The sequence below is a fragment of the Pediococcus cellicola genome, from assembly GCF_001438655.1.
GTDB classification, from domain to species: Bacteria; Bacillota; Bacilli; order Lactobacillales; family Lactobacillaceae; genus Pediococcus; species Pediococcus cellicola.
Genome location: NZ_JQBR01000004.1, coordinates 120,105 through 138,701, shown reverse-complemented (window position 1 = coordinate 138,701; position 18,597 = coordinate 120,105). Strand labels below are relative to the sequence as shown.

The 18,597-nt window shown below is 39.8% G+C and carries 15 protein-coding genes; 12 read left to right on the top strand and 3 right to left on the bottom strand.

Features of this window, described 5'->3' with window-relative positions:
• Positions 1 to 1,038, top strand: a complete 1,038-nt coding sequence (gene tsaD / locus IV80_RS05075) for a tRNA (adenosine(37)-N6)-threonylcarbamoyltransferase complex transferase subunit TsaD (RefSeq protein WP_057750492.1) — start codon at positions 1 to 3, stop codon at positions 1,036 to 1,038.
• Positions 1,039 to 1,058: 20 nt separating this feature from the next.
• Complete coding sequence (locus IV80_RS05070; protein WP_057750489.1) at positions 1,059 to 2,054, top strand: serine hydrolase domain-containing protein; 996 nt, start codon at positions 1,059 to 1,061, stop codon at positions 2,052 to 2,054.
• Positions 2,055 to 2,267: 213 nt separating this feature from the next.
• On the opposite strand, the gene IV80_RS05065 is transcribed toward IV80_RS05070, so the two are convergent.
• The gene (locus tag IV80_RS05065) at positions 2,268 to 4,205 is read right to left on the bottom strand and encodes an ABC-F family ATP-binding cassette domain-containing protein (protein WP_057750487.1); all 1,938 of its coding nucleotides are present in this window, start codon (positions 4,203 to 4,205) and stop codon (positions 2,268 to 2,270) included.
• A gap of 112 nt (positions 4,206 to 4,317) precedes the next feature.
• Here IV80_RS05065 and IV80_RS05060 point away from each other — a divergent pair, with 112 nt between their 5' ends.
• Positions 4,318 to 4,941: a redox-sensing transcriptional repressor Rex gene (locus IV80_RS05060; protein ID WP_057750484.1), complete on the top strand. Its 624-nt coding sequence runs from the start codon at positions 4,318 to 4,320 to the stop codon at positions 4,939 to 4,941.
• Positions 4,942 to 4,943: 2 nt separating this feature from the next.
• Here IV80_RS05060 and IV80_RS05055 read toward each other — a convergent pair whose 3' ends face one another.
• On the bottom strand, positions 4,944 to 5,606 hold the full coding sequence (locus IV80_RS05055) for a CPBP family intramembrane glutamic endopeptidase (RefSeq protein ID WP_057750481.1): 663 nt from the start codon (positions 5,604 to 5,606) through the stop codon (positions 4,944 to 4,946).
• Between the two features lie 196 nt (positions 5,607 to 5,802).
• On the opposite strand from IV80_RS05055, the gene groES reads away from it, so the two are divergent.
• The 4 genes from groES (at position 5,803) to IV80_RS05035 (ending at position 11,236) form a co-directional block, all read left to right on the top strand.
• A complete protein-coding gene (gene groES, locus IV80_RS05050) occupies positions 5,803 to 6,087 on the top strand; it encodes a co-chaperone GroES (RefSeq protein WP_057750478.1) in 285 nt (94 codons plus the stop codon).
• 30 nt (positions 6,088 to 6,117) lie between these two features.
• On the top strand, positions 6,118 to 7,746 hold the full coding sequence (groL, locus tag IV80_RS05045; protein WP_057750475.1) for a chaperonin GroEL: 1,629 nt from the start codon (positions 6,118 to 6,120) through the stop codon (positions 7,744 to 7,746).
• A gap of 297 nt (positions 7,747 to 8,043) precedes the next feature.
• Positions 8,044 to 9,879, top strand: a complete 1,836-nt coding sequence (locus IV80_RS05040) for an APC family permease (RefSeq protein ID WP_057750472.1) — start codon at positions 8,044 to 8,046, stop codon at positions 9,877 to 9,879.
• 175 nt (positions 9,880 to 10,054) lie between these two features.
• Entirely contained in the window at positions 10,055 to 11,236 is a 1,182-nt protein-coding gene (locus tag IV80_RS05035) for a glycosyltransferase family 4 protein (RefSeq protein ID WP_057750469.1), read from the top strand.
• A gap of 86 nt (positions 11,237 to 11,322) precedes the next feature.
• Here the strand turns inward: IV80_RS05035 and IV80_RS05030 are convergent, their stop codons facing one another.
• Positions 11,323 to 11,967, bottom strand: a complete 645-nt coding sequence (locus IV80_RS05030; protein WP_057750467.1) for a YigZ family protein — start codon at positions 11,965 to 11,967, stop codon at positions 11,323 to 11,325.
• 46 nt (positions 11,968 to 12,013) lie between these two features.
• On the opposite strand from IV80_RS05030, the gene IV80_RS05025 reads away from it, so the two are divergent.
• The 5 genes from IV80_RS05025 (at position 12,014) to prfB (ending at position 18,569) form a co-directional block, all read left to right on the top strand.
• The gene (locus tag IV80_RS05025) at positions 12,014 to 13,348 is read left to right on the top strand and encodes an ATP-dependent helicase ComFA (protein WP_057750464.1); all 1,335 of its coding nucleotides are present in this window, start codon (positions 12,014 to 12,016) and stop codon (positions 13,346 to 13,348) included.
• Positions 13,329 to 14,018 (top strand): ComF family protein, encoded by a 690-nt coding sequence (locus tag IV80_RS05020; protein ID WP_057750460.1) that lies wholly within the window; start codon positions 13,329 to 13,331, stop codon positions 14,016 to 14,018. The genes IV80_RS05025 and IV80_RS05020 overlap by 20 nt, the downstream gene beginning before the upstream one ends.
• Positions 14,019 to 14,158: 140 nt before the next feature.
• Entirely contained in the window at positions 14,159 to 14,725 is a 567-nt protein-coding gene (gene hpf, locus IV80_RS05015) for a ribosome hibernation-promoting factor, HPF/YfiA family (protein WP_057750457.1), read from the top strand.
• 277 nt (positions 14,726 to 15,002) lie between these two features.
• Complete coding sequence (secA, locus tag IV80_RS05010) at positions 15,003 to 17,369, top strand: preprotein translocase subunit SecA (RefSeq protein ID WP_057750455.1); 2,367 nt, start codon at positions 15,003 to 15,005, stop codon at positions 17,367 to 17,369.
• A gap of 83 nt (positions 17,370 to 17,452) precedes the next feature.
• Positions 17,453 to 18,569, top strand: a protein-coding gene (prfB, locus tag IV80_RS05005) for a peptide chain release factor 2 (RefSeq protein WP_147186303.1) whose coding sequence is annotated in 2 segments (ribosomal slippage) — positions 17,453 to 17,524 and positions 17,526 to 18,569 — 1,116 coding nt in all. Because the reading frame shifts where the segments join, the coding sequence is not laid out codon by codon here.
• Positions 18,570 to 18,597: the final 28 nt, after the last annotated feature.

Genomic DNA, 18,597 nt, shown 5'->3' with positions numbered 1-18,597 from the left:
ATGAAAAAAAAGAATTTGATTTTAGCATTTGAATCTAGTTGTGATGAAACCAGCGTGGCCGTGATTGAAGACGGTCAAAAGATTTTATCAAATGTGATTGCCACGCAAATCAATAGTCACAAGCGATTTGGTGGGGTAGTTCCTGAAGTAGCTAGTCGGCATCATATCGAACAAATTACCATTTGCATCGATGAAGCCTTAAAGGAAGCCCAAATCAAAACAGAACAACTCACAGCTGTTGCTGTCACATATGGTCCAGGATTAGTTGGTGCTTTATTGGTTGGTGTGGCGGCTGCTAAAGTTTTTGCTTATGCCAATGACTTGCCACTTATTCCGGTTAACCATATGGCCGGACACATTTATGCGGCTCGATTTGTGAAACCCATTGTTTTTCCAGCGATGGCATTGTTGGTTTCTGGTGGTCATACGGAACTTGTCTATATGCCTTATGAAAATGAATTTCAAATTATCGGTGAAACACGTGACGATGCAGCCGGAGAAGCCTATGATAAAATAGGGCGTGTATTGGGAATCAGCTATCCAGCTGGTAAGCAAATCGATGAACTTGCACATCAAGGAAAAGATAATTTTCATTTTCCTCGGGCCATGATTCATGAAGACAATTTAGATTTCAGCTTTAGCGGCTTGAAGAGCGCTTTTATTAACACAGTACATCATGCTGATCAAATTGGCGAAACTTTGGACAAAGCTGATTTGGCAGCTAGTTTTCAACAAAGTGTAATTGATGTGATTGTGCAAAAAACTTTGACAGCTTGTGCTAAGTTGCCGGTTAAACAACTTATTTTAGCAGGTGGTGTGGCCGCCAATCGTGGATTGCGCGAGACACTTGACAAGCAGTTGGCAAAAAGTCAGCCAGAACTTGATTTTGTGAAAGCACCTTTAAAACTGTGTGGAGATAATGCAGCGATGATAGGAGCTGCTGGTTATGTTGCGATGAATCATCATATTTTTGCAGATGCAAATTTGAATGCTGAACCAAGTTTAGAGTTTGACTGGGTACCAGACGCCGTTAAATAAAACGAATTGGGGACAAAGTTATGACAGAAGATAGATTTACAAAAATGAAAAATGAAATCGATGCCATCATTGACCGTGGCGATGTCTATGGAGCATCCTTTAGTTTTATTAATGAAAACCAAATTGATAGTTTTTATCATGGCTTTCAAGGAAAAGATACGTTTGCAGAACGATTAGACCCCTCCATGATCTATGATTTATCTTCCTTAACAAAAGTAGTGGCGACAACAACTCGCGTCTTTCAGCTTCTCGCTGTTCATGAATTAGGATTGAAAGACTCGGTAACAGCGTATTTACCTGGCTTTTCTCATCCAGAAGTGACTATTGAAAACTTACTCTTGCATAACAGTGGGTTGCCGGCTGATGTGTCTAATACACATAATTTGTCTGGTGTTGAGCTTATAAAGAAAATATATGAAGATCCGCTGGCTTATCAAGCAGGGACAAAAACAGTTTATTCAGACTTAGGCTTTATTCTGTTAGGACTGATTATTCGTACGCTAAATGGCTCACTTGATAGAAGTGTGCAAGATCACATTTGGTATCCTTTGGCCATGACTAATACGGGTTATAATTTAAACCGACCTAAATCGCGCTTTGTACCTACAGAAGTAGATGTACAACGTGGACAGATTCAAGGTCAGGTTAATGATTATAAGGCGTTATTGTTAAATGGGGAAAGCGGTCATTCAGGGTTGTTTTCAACTTTAAGTGATTTAACGGTTTTCACCGAAATGATGATTAACCGAGGCAAGTATCAGCAAAAAGAAATCTTAGATCCGAACTTATTCGATTTGATGGCCAGTTACGATGAAGCTGGGCGAACATTAGGTTGGCGAAGAATTAACCACCAGGAACAGTATGTGCAAACTGGTTATACTGGAACAATTTTAGCATTTGATCCTGCACGAAAAAGAGGTTTTGTGTGCTTAACTAATCGCATTTATCCGACACGCAATAATTCGCGCTGGCAATCGGACTGTGATCGACTAATTGATATATTTTTCCAAGCATAAAAAGAGGGGAAAAAGGTATTTTGATTGCAAGCAGCCGACGTTGTCCATGTAACTAAAATTGCTATGGCAGACTAGGAAACCGGATGATTCACTCAACGAGTCGTGTATTTTCCGTAGTTAAGTGAGGAAGGCAGCATTTTCTTCAATTTCGACTATTAAAGTTCAGAGACAAAAAGAGACCAGCTTCCTGGTCTCTTTTTTTGTGGCAAGAAATTAATTTTCCTCTAGTTCTTCACTCTTTTGTGTCCAAGCATTTTCAGTTTGAGTGATATCGGTTTGAACGAGAGTTAATTGTTTTTGCAATTCTTCTAGTTTGAGATGATCATTGAAAATCGTTGGGTCGGCCATTTGAGTTTGAATGTGCTTTTCTTGATCAGCTAAATGATCAAGTTCGGTCTCCAATTTGTCAATTTCACGCTGAAGTTTTCGCTGACTTTTTTGTTTTTCCTTAGAAGCCAGATAATTTTGTTTGTTTGAATCAGGTTGCTGATTATGGACTTCCGGATTCTTGTACGCTTCCTGTGCATTTGCAAGCTGCTCTTGTTGCTTCATTAAGTAATAATCATAGTCCCCCAAAAAGAGTTGACTGCCCTGTGTTGAAATTTCCAGAATTTCTGTCGCTACTCGATTAATAAAATAACGGTCATGTGATACAAATAAAACGGTGCCATCAAATTCATTTAAAGCATTTTCCAAAACTTCACGGCTATCAATGTCCAAGTGATTGGTTGGCTCATCCAAGATCAGAAAATTATCCCTTTGCATGGTAAGCTTTGTCAAAAGTAAGCGCGCACGTTCGCCACCGCTTAAATTTTTGACTTGTTTTGCGACATCATCTCCAGAAAATAAAAAACTCCCGAGTAAAGAACGGATATCTTTTTCATCCACGAGTGGATGCTCATCCCAAAGTTCATTTAAAACCGTCTTTTTATCGTCAAGATTGTGTTGTTCCTGATCGTAGTAACCAATTTGTACACCAGTTCCTAGTTTGTAAGTGCCGCGCAAAAAAGGAATTTGGCCCAGAATACTTTTTAACAAGGTAGATTTACCGATTCCGTTGGGGCCAACAATACCTAATACATGGTGTTTGTTAAGCTCGATATTAATTGGGCTTGATAAGATATGTTGATCATACCCAATGGCTGCATCTGTGACGGTCAACACAACGTTACCACTGGCTTGCTTAACAGCAAAATGAAAATGCATCTCGCCATTGGTCTCAGTGGGACGTTCAAGAACTGTCATTTTTTCTAGTTGTTTTCGCCGGCTTTGGGCACGTTTAGTGGTTGAGGCACGGACGATATTGCGATTGACAAAATCCTCTAGTTTATTAATTTTGGTCTGTTGTTTTTCATAGGCTTTCCATTCTGTTTTTAAACGACTGGCCTTTTGATCAATGTAATTTGAATAGTTACCTATATAATTGGTTACTGTTTTTCGATCTAAGTCTAAAACACGCGTCACAACGTGGTCTAAGAAATAGCGATCATGTGACACAATTAAAAGGGCGCCATGATAGCTTTTGATGTAATTCTCTAGCCAATTAAGGGTGCTCATGTCTAAATGATTAGTCGGTTCGTCTAGCACGAGTAAATCATGTTGTTCCAGTAAAAGTTTTGCAAGGGCTAATTTAGTTTTTTGTCCTCCTGATAAATTTTCAACTGGGTGCTTGTAGGTGGCCTCCTCAAAACCAAAGCCATGCAAAACGCCACGAATCTCTGCTTGGTAACCAAAACCATTTTCAGCTTTAAATTGTTGTTGTTTTTGGTCATATAAGGTAGAAAGACGGGTAAACTCAGTTTGATTGGCAATGATTTGTTCAGAGCTAAGTTCATGTTCAATTTCATGAATTTCATTTTCCAGCACGATAAGCGGTTGAAAGACACTGAGCATCTCGTTCCAAATCGTTTTTTGCGTATCTAAACCTTGGTTTTGGGCTAAATAACCAATAGAAAGTCCCTTTTTAGAAGTGATTTGTCCAGAATCAGGAACAGTTTGTCCGATAAGCATCTTTAGGAGGGTGGTCTTGCCAGCACCGTTTCTGCCAACTAAGCCAATCCGGTCTTGGTCTTGAATGTCAAACGTAACGTTTGCGAAGAGTGGGTCACCGCTAAATTCGCGACTGACATTTTGGGCCTGCAATAAAATCAAAATGGATCATCCTTTCCGAAATATAATTTGTTCTGAATGAAATGTAGCGGATCATCGTTAAGTGGTAAAATAAGTTTGTTATTTATTCACAAACTTGAAGAGAGGGGCAACTATGAATAAAAAAATTCCTGAAGCAACGGCTAAAAGATTACCGTTGTATTATCGATATTTAAATAATTTGCTTTATGCTAATAAATTGCGTGTTTCATCTGCAGAACTGGCAGAATCCATTCAAGTCGATGCTGCCACTATTCGCCGCGACTTTGCCTACTTTGGACCAATGGGAAGACGTGGTTATGGCTACGATGTCCGTAAATTAATTACTTTTTTTGAAAAGATCCTCGACCAGGACACACTGACCAGCGTGGCTTTAATTGGGGTTGGAAATCTTGGGCATGCCTTATTAAACTTTAACTTTCACAAAAACAGTAACGTCCGAATTAGTGCTGCTTTTGATATTAATCCTGAATTGATTGGTTCAGTTCAAAGTAATGTTCCCGTCTATGCAATGGCAAATTTACAAGAGCAACTGAAAGACCAGCGAATTGAGATAGCCATTATTACAGTCCCAGCTGCAATTGCTCAAGCGGTAACTGACAAATTGGTGGACGCTGGTATAAAAGGTATCATGAATTTTACGACTGTCAGACTTAGTGCACCAGATGATGTCCGAATTCAAAATATTGATTTGACTAATGAATTACAGACACTAATCTATGCTGTGAATCACGAGTAAGTTTATACGGTTGTCATTAAAATTGGAAGAACAACTAGCGTGTTCATCAGGATGTGAGCAATCATTGACGTTTGAATGCGACCGGTGTGTTGATATAACCAACAAAACCAAAGGCCAATCGCGCCGTATAAGATCAGGTGACCATCTGCATGTGCAAAGGCAAAAAGACCACTGGCAATGAGGGCGGTGACCACTTGGGAGACTTTAGGATTCATAAAGTGTAAAGCCGTCGCCAAATTACCAAAGAGAACTTTTCGAAAGACAATTTCTTCCATCACTGGTGCACCAACCACAATGGCCAGGGTGTACAGTGGGTAACGCTTGATAATTGCCAGCAAGCTACTTGTATTTTGAGAGGCAGTTTGACCACCCATTTGTGCGATGAGTCGTAAAATCACGGACTGAAGAAAAATGACCACGATAAAGCCTAAAAGCCCCCATAAAATGGTTTGCCACACACTGCGTTGGTGTTGTTCGGGAAGATTGTGGGGCATGTTGTGAAAAGCCAAAAAGCTTAAAATAATGGCACCCAAGACGTAATCGATAATTTGAACATTAAAAATCATGGTTGTGCTTAATTTAAAAAAACTATTTAAAAAACTAGGCAAAAGATAAACGATAATGTACGTAATTAAAATATAGATAGATTTTTTTTCAAGCTGCATGCTAAACACCTCACAAAAATTCCTTTCCCATAATTATTCCTTTAGTATAGCATGTTTAGCAAGGTGCTGAATCCTTTTGTCAAAAAAGGTCAGTAAAAAGCTTGCATTCTAAATTGAGAATGATATAGTAAATATTGTTGTTAGCACTTAGACATCAAGAGTGCTAAATCATTATAAATAACTGGAGGGATTTATATTGTTAAAACCATTAGGAGATCGCGTGATTTTAGAAGCTCAGGAAGAAGAAGAACAAACCGTTGGTGGCATCGTCTTGGCAAGTAATGCTAAAGAAAAGTCACAAAGCGGTAAAGTTGTTGCCGTGGGTGAGGGACGCGTATTAGATAACGGTGAAAAGCTTGCACCTTCTGTTAAAACTGGTGATACAGTGATATTTGATAAGTATGCTGGCACTGAAGTTTCGTATGAGGATAAAAAATACTTAGTGCTCCATGAAAAAGATATTGTCGCAATTGTTGACTAATCAAAATAAAATTATGAGGTGAAATGATTTATGGCAAAAGAAATTAAATTTTCTGAAGATGCACGAACAAGAATGTTAAAAGGTGTCGACAAATTAGCTGACACAGTTAAATCTACAATTGGTCCTAAAGGACGTAACGTGGTTTTGGAACAATCTTATGGTTCACCCACAATCACAAATGATGGGGTTACGATTGCAAAGGCCATTGATTTAGAGGATCACTTTGAAAACATGGGTGCAAAACTTGTTTCCGAAGTTGCTTCAAAGACCAACGATATTGCTGGTGATGGTACAACGACAGCTACAGTTTTGACCCAAGCAATTGTGAACGAAGGTATGAAGAATGTGACAGCTGGTGCTAACCCAGTTGGCATTCGTCGCGGGATTGAGAGAGCTACTAAGGCAGCTGTTGAAGGCCTTCACAAAATGTCACACGTTGTTAAAACTAAAGATGATATTGCTCAAGTTGCTTCAATTTCTGCCGCTAATGAAGAGGTAGGTAAGTTGATTGCTGACGCAATGGAAAAAGTTGGTAATGATGGTGTCATTACAGTTGAAGAATCACGTGGTGTGGATACCACCCTTGACGTGGTTGAAGGTATGCAATTTGATCGTGGCTATATGTCACAATACATGGTTACTGATAATGATAAGATGGAAGCTGATTTAGATAATCCCTACATCTTAATTACGGATAAGAAGATTAGCAATATTCAAGACATCTTGCCATTATTACAATCAGTTGTAGAACAAAGTCGTTCACTTTTAATTATTGCTGACGATATTACTGGTGAAGCTTTACCAACGTTGGTATTAAACAAGATGCGTGGTACGTTTAATGTTGTAGCCGTAAAGGCACCTGGTTTTGGTGATCGTCGAAAGGCACAACTTGAAGACATTGCTATCTTAACTGGTGGAACAGTCATTACAGATGACTTAGGCTTAAACTTGAAAGATGCTACAATCGATCAATTAGGTCAAGCTAATAAAGTGACAGTTACAAAAGATGATACGACAATCGTTGAAGGTGCTGGCAACAAAGATCAAATTGCTGAGCGTGTAGCAACCATTAAACAACAAATTTCTGAAACAACTTCAGATTTTGACAAAGAAAAGCTCCAAGAACGTTTGGCTAAATTAGCCGGTGGTGTTGCTGTTGTTCGAGTTGGTGCTGCTACAGAAACAGAATTAAAAGAAAAGAAATACCGAATTGAAGATGCTTTGAATGCCACACGGGCTGCAGTTGAAGAAGGCTTTGTTCCTGGTGGTGGTACTGCACTTGTTAATGCCATTTCTTCACTTGAAGGCTTAGAGGCTGAGGGCGACGAAGAAACTGGAATCAACATTGTCAAACGTGCTTTGGAGGAACCAGTTCGTCAAATCGCTGTAAATGCCGGTGCAGAAGGTTCAGTTGTTGTTGAAAATCTTAAGAAACAAAAACCTGGTGTTGGTTATAATGCCGCTACAGGTAATTGGGAAGACATGGTTAAAGCTGGAATTGTGGACCCTACTAAGGTAACACGTTCAGCATTGCAAAATGCAGCTAGTGTTTCTGCTTTGCTTTTAACTACTGAAGCTGTTGTTGCAGACAAGCCAGATCCAAAGGCTGACGTTCCTGCTGCACAACCACAAGCAGGTGGCATGGGCGGTATGATGTAAAGAAAAATTTAGATTTTAAAGCTTCAGAATCGATGATAGGTCGATTTTGAAGCTTTTTTTGATTTCTAAATGGGGATTAGACAAACTGACATGATCCAATTTAAGCATTTAGATTGTGGATATTAAAGTTGCACTTCATGTATAGATGTGGTTGAATGGACTGCGTAGAGGGGTTTACGAAGGAAACAATAAATTAGGATGGCATAACAAGTTTATTTGTAGTAAACTTGTGTTTGATTTGCAGTGCCCGGGTTTATGACTCGGGTTAATTTTATTTTTGTAGAGGAGCATTATAAAATGTGGCGTTATTTAAAACGACTCTTGATTGGTAAACCACTTAAAACTTTGGATGAAGGTGGACAAGCCCTAACTAAATTTAAGGCTTTAGCGTTATTATCATCTGACGCTTTGTCATCTATTGCATATGGTACTGAACAGATTACATCGGTATTACTTGTGCTTTCGGCAGCAGCTACTTGGTACGCCTTGCCAGTCGCTGGAATTGTTTTAATTCTTTTGTTTGCCATTACGTTGTCTTATCGACAAATTATTCAGGCTTATCCTTCCGGTGGTGGCGCCTATGTGGTGGCAAGTACTAACTGGGGAAAATCAGCTGGTTTAGTTGCCGGTGGTTCTTTGTTAGTTGATTATATGCTAACGGTTGCTGTTAGTGTCACTTCAGGAACAGAAGCCATTACTTCAGCAATCCCAAGTATGCATCCCTATTCTGTACCAATTGCAATCTTGATTGTGCTGGGAATTATGGCACTAAACCTCAGAGGCTTACGTGATTCAGCTTCATTTTTAACTTTTCCAGTTTATTTCTTTATTGTGATGATCACAATAATGGTGGGAATTGGCTTCTTCAACATTGTAACTGGAAGGGTAGTGGCACATGCCGCTGCCAGTGTTGGGACGGCTGTTCCAGGAATGACAGTGGTACTCTTCTTAAAAGCCCTGTCATCCGGGTCTTCATCATTAACTGGGGTTGAAGCTATTAGTAATGCGGTTCCTAATTTTAAGAAACCCAAACGAAGAAACGCAGCAAGTACATTAACAATTATGGCTTTGATTTTGGCAGTCTTCTTTGCGGGCATTACATTCTTGAGCTATGCTGGCGGTATTTTGCCAAATAGCCAGCAGACAGTTCTTTCACAAGTCGGTGAAATGGTGTTTGGTCATGGGCTGTTCTACTATTTACTACAACTATCAACGGCTTTAATTTTGGCGGTAGCTGCTAATACTGGATTCTCAGCGTTTCCAATGTTGGCATATAATTTAGCTAAAGATAAATATATGCCACATGCCTATATGGATCGTGGGGATCGACTCGGATACTCAAATGGGATCATTTCTTTGGCAGTGGGTGCCATTGTCCTAATCCTGATTTTCCATGGGCAAACAAGTTTGTTAATTCCTTTATATGCAGTTGGTGTTTTTGTGCCATTTACTTTGTCTCAATCGGGGATGATTATTCATTGGTTCCGAGAACGGACAGGGCATTGGTTATTAAAATCTTCAGCTAATCTTCTAGGCGCAGCGTTATCATTTGGACTTGTTGTTTGTTTATTCTTCTTACACTTTGGGAACGTTTGGCCATATTTGATTGTGATGCCAGTCTTATTACGCTTGTTCTTCAAAATTCACCAGCATTACGTGAAAGTTGCTAAACAATTGCGAATTGCAGCTAAAGGTAAAGTGCAATTGCATGACTATGATGGTTCAACTGTGATTGTGTTGGTCAGCAATGTCACGCGTGTGACTGCAGGCGCAATTAATTATGCGAGGTCTATTGGAGACTACGTCATTGCGATGCATGTTTCCTTTGACGCAGATCCCAAGAAAGAGCATAAGACGGCTGTTGAATTTAAAGCAGAATATCCAGATGTACGGTTTGTAGATATCCATTCTTCATATCGTTCAATTGCTAATCCAACACTACGTTTTTGTGATGTCATTGCCAGACGAGCCGCGGAACGAAACTACACGACAACTGTTTTGGTGCCACAATTTGTACCAAGGCGACCTTGGCAAAATATTCTGCATAACCAAACTGGGTTACGACTCAGAGCGGCGCTAAACTCACGTGAAAATATTATTGTTTCTACTTATCATTACCATTTAAATGAGTAGGACACGAAGTTAAATTTAAATATAATTTAGGCTTTTAAAAGCTGGCTATGTTAACGAGTTTTAGGCTCCATAGCCAGTTTTTTAATTTCATTTTATTTGGGAGTGCTATCATGGACCTTGTGTTACTTCTGTGGGGTTTGTATAATAAGAATATTGACGAGAAAAGGGGTCTAACATGCGATTTGAAATTATTGTAAGTTTATTTGCGACAGCGATCATTTCTGCTGTGCTAACACCGTTTGTTAGACGGCTTGCTTTTAAAGTTGGGGCGGTCGATGAACCTACTGCAAGGCGAGTAAACAAGATCCCCATGCCCACAATGGGCGGTTTAGCAATTTTCTTAGCTTTTAACTTTGCTATTTTCTTTTTATTGCGTGATCAAATTCCAACGCGTCAGCTGTGGGGAATTTTTGGTGGTGAATGTCTCATTGTGCTAACCGGGATTATAGATGATATTTTTGTCTTAAAGCCTTATCAGAAAATGATCGGAATTTCCCTGGCAGCGATTGAAGTTTTCATTTTTGCTGGTGTTCGAATGACAACCTTAACCATCCCGTTTGTAGGAACGATTGGTTTGGGATGGTTAAGCTTTCCAATTACGTATCTGTGGATTGCCGCCATTACCAATGCGATTAATTTAATTGACGGTTTGGATGGGTTAGCTACGGGTGTTTCAATTATTGCTCTTTTTACAACCGGAGTTACGGGATTGTTTTTCTTACCCACGCCAAATGTCTATACGGTTATCATGATTTTTACTTTGGCAGCAGCAGAGATTGGCTTCTTGCCTTATAATTTCTTTCCGGCACGGATTTATTTGGGGGATACAGGTGCCTTATTTATTGGATTTATGATCTCGGTGTTCTCATTATCTGGACTGAAAAATGCCACTTTTATTTCAGTGATCATTCCGGTGATGATATTGGGAGTACCAATCACGGATACCGTGTTCGCCATGCTTAGACGAATCTTAAATAAGGAGTCCATTTCACATGCAGATAAACGCCATCTTCATCATCGTTTGATGCAGATGGGTCTGACCCATCGGCAGACCGTTTTTGTCATTTACGGTATTTCTCTAATCTTTTCGTTTATTGCATTGCTATATCCGATTTCTCCAATTTGGGGATCTGTCCTGTTAACCATTGGTATCTTAATCGGCTTGGAGCTTTTTGTCGAAGCAATCGGTCTGGTTGGTCGAGACCGGAGACCATTCCTGAATTGGATACAAAAAATTGTAACTTCCACAACTTCCAAAGAGGCAAGTGATCGTTTGGAAAATGAACGTGAAAAAAGAGAGATTCGACATATGAAACAAAAACAAATGGATAAAAAAAATAAAAAGAATCAAGACTAGTATTGGTTTGTAGTGAATCAATCAAGCCCTTTAAAATGATGAAATTTGAGCAGAGAGTCAGCTCATCATCATTTTAAAGGGCTTTTTTAGTCGTCATTCTTAAATGGAATTTCATTATATTGTGTACCTTGTGGTTGAAAGGCGATTTGTCCACGAAAAAGGTTCTTTAAAGCCTCTTGAAAAGAGTCAACATCGTGGGTGGTCACCGCAACTGCTACCACCACTTGATCAGTATACTTGGTATCTTGAATCTGATAGGCATGCGTTTTTAACCAGTGGGTGAGCTGATCAAGTTGGGCGTAGGTAATAGTTAGATGTAAGAGCGTTTGTTCAACACGGTTGACTAATCCAGTTTGTTCTAACAGTTGGGAAGTAGCATTACTGTATGCACGAATGAGACCACCGGCACCCAATTTGATGCCCCCAAAATAACGTGTCACGACTACCAAAGTGTTGTGCACGTGATTTTTTTGAAGGACTTCTAATATTGGAACGCCAGCTGTCCCAGAGGGTTCGCCATCATCGCTTGCTCGTTGAATGTGGTCGTCTACACCAAGCATGTAAGCGAAACAATGGTGATTCGCTTTATGGTGCAAGGACTTGATTTCTGCTATGAATTTTGTGGCTTCTTGTTCTGTTTTGATGCGAAAGCCATTTGCAATGAAACGTGATTTTTTAATATCGAGTTCATGTTGGTCGTTTTGAGTAATGGTAATAAATTTAGTTTCCATAAAAGAATTGCCTTTCGTTAGCGTATTTAAAATTAGGTGATGAATAATGGAAGAATCCGAATTTTATGGACGGTTAGTCATTAAACCACGTTACTGGAAACGTGACTCTAAAAAAATGCGGACACTAGAAACGTTTCAGCAAACACAATCCCGTGTCTGTTGCCAACGCTGCCAGACATGGTTTAGTAAGGATACGGTTGCGTTACCACGTGGCGAATATTACTGTCCGGGTTGTATTCAATTGGGACGGGTCTCTACATTGGATAAATTTGTGACAATTAACGAGCCAAACGACTTCAAAACACTACCAACGTATCTGACGTGGCAAGGGCAACTAACTGCAAGTCAAGTGCGATGTTCAAGCGAAGTGCAAGCCTCCTTTGATGTGGGGCGTGATCATTTGCTATGGGCGGTTACCGGTGCCGGCAAAACAGAAATGCTTTTTCCAGGTATTAATGACGCCTTACAAAAAGGTAAACGTGTTTGCTTAGCCTCGCCCAGAGTTGATGTTTGCTTAGAACTGTTTCCACGTCTAAAGGCGGCATTTCAGGAAGTGGAAATTGCATTGTTACACGGCCATCAAGAACAGCCTTATCGATATACCCAGTTGACAATTGCTACGACCCATCAGTTACTTCGATTTTACCATGCTTTTGATATTTTGATTATTGATGAAGTGGATGCCTTTCCTTATGCCCAGAATAAAAAGCTGCTGTTTGCCACGCAACAAGCCAAAAAGAAAACAGGATCGTGCCTGTTTTTGACGGCGACTCCTGGGGATGATTTATTAAAAAAAGTTCGGCAAAAACAATTACAAGTGAGCTATTTGCCACGACGGTTTCATGGGCATCCACTACCAGAAATTAAGCCTGTTTTAGTTTTAAATTGGTATCAAAAATTGGGTAAAAAGCAATTGCCTACGTCTGTCAAAAAATTACTTACAGAGTGTCAACAGGCCAAACGTCAATTTCTGATTTTTGTGCCACATATTCGTCATCTACCGTTAGTTTTAACTGCAGTAAATTGCTTATTTCCGCATCTAAACGTTAAAACGGTCTATTCTGCAGATGAACAACGGTTGGAAAAGGTACAACAAATGCGCGAACAGCAACTTGATGGTCTTATTACAACAACGATTTTGGAGCGTGGCGTCACGTTTCCAGGAATCGATGTGTGTGTCTTGGGGGCGGATGATGCTACATTTTCTTCAGCAGCATTGGTTCAAATTGCTGGTCGGGTCGGACGTAATCCGAAACGGCCAACAGGTAATGTCGTCTTTGTGTGTGCAGGAATTTCGCGAAGTGTAAAAAAAGCGATGCAACAAATCCGGTTTGTGAATCGAAAGGCTAAGGAGGAACTATATGAATTGTCTACTGTGTAATCGAGTCATCCGATCGGCTTGGCCACTCAGCTTTTTGTTATTACCTCAAAAGTATCAGATGGTGCCAACATGTGAGCAATGCTTATCAACCTTTCAAAAAATTGAAGCTGCTAAGAGTTGCCCAGTATGTGGGCGTATTCAAAGTTCAACAAATTTGTGTCACGATTGTCAAAAATGGCAAGTTAAATCAAATTACGTGTTTCATAATCAGGCACTGTACACGTATAATGCGGCTATGAAACAATACATGCACGATTATAAATTTCAAGGGGATTATCGTTTACGTCACGTCTTTTGCCAACAATTTGAAATGTTTATAAAAGCACAAAAGCCTTCAGATTTCGTTGTACCACTGCCTATTGATGAACAAACGTGGCAAACACGTGGTTTTAACCAAGTGATCGGCTTGATAGGTGATTTAGCGGTGACTAATTTGTTAGTTATGCATCGAAAAAAAGATGAAAAACGGCAATCTCAAAAGAAACGACAGGATCGTTTACGGACGATTAATCATTTTCAAATCGCCGAAAATTGGCAGCCAAAAGTTAAAAACAAAAAAATTCTGTTAGTAGATGATGTCTACACAACGGGGCGCACATTGCGACATGCGGCAGAGACACTTTATACAGCAGGAGCTGGTCTGGTTGAGTGTATCACTTTGTGTCGATAAAGGTGTTTTTTCCTGTTTTTTATTTGTTTAAAATAGCGTTTTCATTTATAATGGGGTTAAGCAAGATATTAGAAGAGTGGTCCTTTCAATATCGTGTTTGAGCGAGCAAGAATGCTTGCTACTGAAGGGAGAGAAGATTTATGCTTGATTTTAATGTACGTGGCGAAAATATTGAAGTGACAGAAGCAATTAGAAATTACGTGGAAAAACGTATTAGCAAGCTAGAAAAGTATTTTGATACGAGTGTTAATGCGAAGGCACATGTAAACCTCAAAGTACATCCTGATAAGACGGCTAAAGTTGAGGTTACCATTCCGCTTCCATATTTAGTACTAAGAGCTGAAGAAACATCACCTGATCTGTACGCAAGCGTTGATTTGGTAACTGATAAGTTGGAACGCCAAATCCGCAAATATAAAACAAAAATTAATCGTAAATCTCGTGAAAAAGGCTATAAAGGTGTTGAAATTTCTGGGGCAGAACTTGACATTGATGAGAGTGATGAGGATGAAACACCAGAAAGTAAATTTGACATTGTGCGCACAAAGCGAGTTTCTCTAAAACCAATGGATAGTGAGGAAGCCGTTTTACAAATGGATATGCTTGGACATGATTTCTTCATTTATCAAGATGCGGAAACCGACGGCGTAAATATTGTTTATCGACGTAATGACGGTCGTTATGGCTTGATTGAGTCGGACGACTAACTTAAGATTTTTAATTTAAAACTGAATGGAAAGCTTAATTAGGACAGATGTGGACTAATTGGCTTCCGTTCAGTTTTTTTGTTTTGAAAACTCTTGTGATTGCCTAGTGGCAAGAAAAAACTTCACGTATGCTCTTTTTCTTCAAAAAAATGCCTTGTGGCTTACTCTTTTGTTTAAAAATAGCTTTACTAATGTTAAAATATGATATAGTTTACAAGTTTTTATAATCACAAATAAGTAATTTAAAAAGTTTTGTTTTTAAGAGAGGAACAATTGAATGGCTAATCTACTAAAAAAATGGGTTGAAAGTGACAAACGTGAGCAAAAACGCTTGGATCGTTTAGCAAACAAGGTTGAAGCTTATAAAGATGAGTATAGTCAGTTATCTGATACAGACTTACAGGCTAAAACGCCTGAATTTAAGAAACGTTTAGAAAACGGAGAAACGCTTGATGATATCTTGCCAGAAGCTTTTGCAGTAGCTCGTGAAGGTGCAAAGCGGGTTTTAGGACTTTTTCCATTTCACGTTCAAATCATGGGTGGAATTGTCCTTCATGAAGGTAACATTGCTGAGATGAAGACTGGTGAAGGAAAAACGTTAACGGCCACGATGCCAGTTTACTTAAATGCGTTGGCTGGACAGGGTGTCCATGTGGTAACGGTTAATGAATATCTTTCTGGCCGTGATGCCACTGAAATGGGCGAATTATACAATTGGCTTGGATTGAGTGTGGGGCTAAATGTGTCTGAAAAATCCCCAGAAGAAAAACGAGCTGCTTATGCTGCTGATATTACGTACTCAACGAACAGTGAAATTGGGTTCGATTATTTGCGTGATAATATGGTGGTGTACAAAGAGGATATGGTGCAACGACCATTAAACTTTGCCATTATTGATGAAGTTGATTCTATTTTAATTGATGAAGCTAGAACGCCATTGATTATTTCGGGACAATCAGAAAACGGCACACATATGTATCGTCGCGCCGATCGTTTTGCCAAGACGTTGACGGCAGAAAAAGACTATAAAATTGATTGGGAATCAAAATCCATTTCCTTAACAGATACAGGAATTGAAAAAGCCGAAAAGTATTTCAATCTTGCCAATCTTTATGATGTTGATAATGCTTCATTAACTCATCATCTGGACCAAGCTTTACGTGCAAACTACATTATGCTAAAGGATAAGGATTATGTGGTTCAAGATGGCGAAGCACTAATCGTGGATCAGTTTACAGGCCGTGTCATGCAGGGACGACGTTTCTCAGATGGGTTACATCAGGCGATTGAAGCCAAAGAGAATGTTGAAATTCAAGAAGAAACAAAGACGATGGCCAATATTACTTACCAAAACTTATTCCGGATGTACAAAAAATTATCTGGTATGACTGGTACGGCCAAAACAGAACAAGAAGAATTTCGTGAAATTTACAATATGGAAGTCATTTCCATTCCAACGAACCGACCAATGATTCGTGATGACCGTCCGGACTTGTTGTACCCCACTTTGGAAAGCAAGTTTGACGCGGTAATTGAAGAAATCAAGAATCTACATGCTAAAGGCCAACCCATGTTAATTGGGACGGTTGCGGTAGAGACTTCAGAGCATCTTTCACATTTGTTAGACCAAGAGAAGATTCCACATGTGGTTTTGAACGCAAAAAACCATGCTAAAGAAGCCGAAATTATTATGAATGCAGGCCAAAAGGGTGCCGTTACAATTGCCACGAATATGGCTGGACGGGGAACTGATATTAAATTAGGACCGGGAGTCAAAGAGTTAGGCGGGTTAGCCGTCATTGGGACGGAACGTCATGAGTCTCGACGAATTGATAATCAGCTGAGAGGCCGTTCTGGGCGTCAAGGTGATCCTGGTATGTCACAATTTTATCTATCATTGGAAGATGATTTGATGATTCGGTTCGGTTCTGAACGAATCAAAAATCTCTTGCAACGATTGAAAGTTTCTGACGATGATGCAGTTATTCAAAGTCGTATGATCACCAAACAAGTTGAGTCCGCACAAAAACGTGTTGAAGGTAACAACTATGATTCTCGTAAAAACGTTCTGCAATATGATGACGTGATGCGTGCACAACGTGAAGTCATCTATGGAGAACGGCAACAAGTCATTATGGCTAAAGAGTCTTTGGAAAATGTTATGGTGCCTATGATTCAACGTACGGTTGACCGAGTGGTTGACGTGCATACACAGGGCACTGACCAGAAAAAGTGGGATCTCGAAACGATATTAGACTTTGCTAAATCCAATATGGTTAATGAAGATAGTATTTCACTTGGCGATTTAGTAGGAAAAACACCTGACGAGATTAAAGCGTATCTTTTAGGACGAGCAAAAGAAATTTATGCTCAAAAAGAGAAGCAACTTTACGATCCTGCACAAATGTTGGAATTTGAAAAAGTTGTTATTTTACGTGTTGTTGATGCACATTGGGAAGAACATATTGATGCCATGGATCAACTTCGTCAGTCAATTGGTTTGCGTGGGTATGGGCAGTTAAACCCATTGGTAGAATACCAAACTGACGGTTACCGGATGTTTGAGGAAATGGTTTCCGATATTGAATATGACGCAACTCGGCTCTTTTTGAAGTCTGAAATTCGTCAAAATATTCAACGGTAGTAAATGATTTGAAAAGATTGGCATCAAAACGATTTGTTTTGACCAATCTTTTTTTGAAGTGAAAGTTAAGGGAGTTTGATAAAATGGAATTAAGCGAAGCAAAAAAACAAATTAATCAAATGAATAAAGAAGTCACTGACTTTAGGGGGTCGCTTTGACTTCGATAAGTTAAGTGAAAGCATCTCAATTAATGAAGCTAAAATGGGGGAACCGAATTTTTGGAACGACCAAGAAAAGGCCCAAAAACTAATTGATGAAACCAATCTGTTAAAGCAAAAGTACGATCAGTTTCACGATCTACAAGAAAAAGTGGCTAACTTGGAAGTAACTGAGCAACTGCTGGAATTAGAGGATGATGCAGATATGCATACCGAGTTTAACCACGACTTCGAAGATACGCAAAAGGCTCTTCGTGAGTACCGTTTGGGACTGTTACTAAATGGCAAATATGATGCCAATAATGCCATTCTTGAAATTCACCCTGGTGCAGGCGGGACTGAGTCTCAGGACTGGGGGTCTATGTTACTCAGGATGTATACCAGATGGGCAGAGCAGCACCATTTCACGGTAACAATTGAAGATTACCAAGCGGGTGATGTGGCTGGGCTTAATAGTGTGAGTGTCATGATTTCTGGGCATGATGCGTATGGTTATTTACGCTCAGAAAAGGGTGTTCATCGGCTAGTACGGCTATCACCTTTTGATGCGGCAGGGAGAAGACATACCTCATTTGCCTCGGTGGATGTCATGCCAGAATTGGATAATTCTGTCGATATTAACATCAATCCGGATGACTTACGTGTCGATGTTTATCGCTCAAGCGGAGCAGGGGGACAACATGTAAATAAAACTTCCTCAGCTGTGCGAATTACGCATTTACCAACTGGAATTGTGGTGGCAAGTCAGGCACAACGCTCACAACTGCAAAACCGGCAAACAGCAATGTCAATGCTACGTGCCAAATTATACGAACGAGAGGAACAAAAGAAAGCCGAACAACGGGCTGCCATTGAAGGGCAGCAGTTGGAAATTGGCTGGGGTTCACAGATTCGCTCGTATGTTTTCCATCCTTATTCAATGGTCAAAGATCATCGCACAAACTATGAGACCGCTAACGTTCAAGGTGTGATGGATGGCAATTTAGATGGATTTATTAGTGCGTATTTGCAGTGGAAATTACAACAAGCTAATCCTAAGTAAAGGCACTGCCAAAACGGAGGCCACCAGT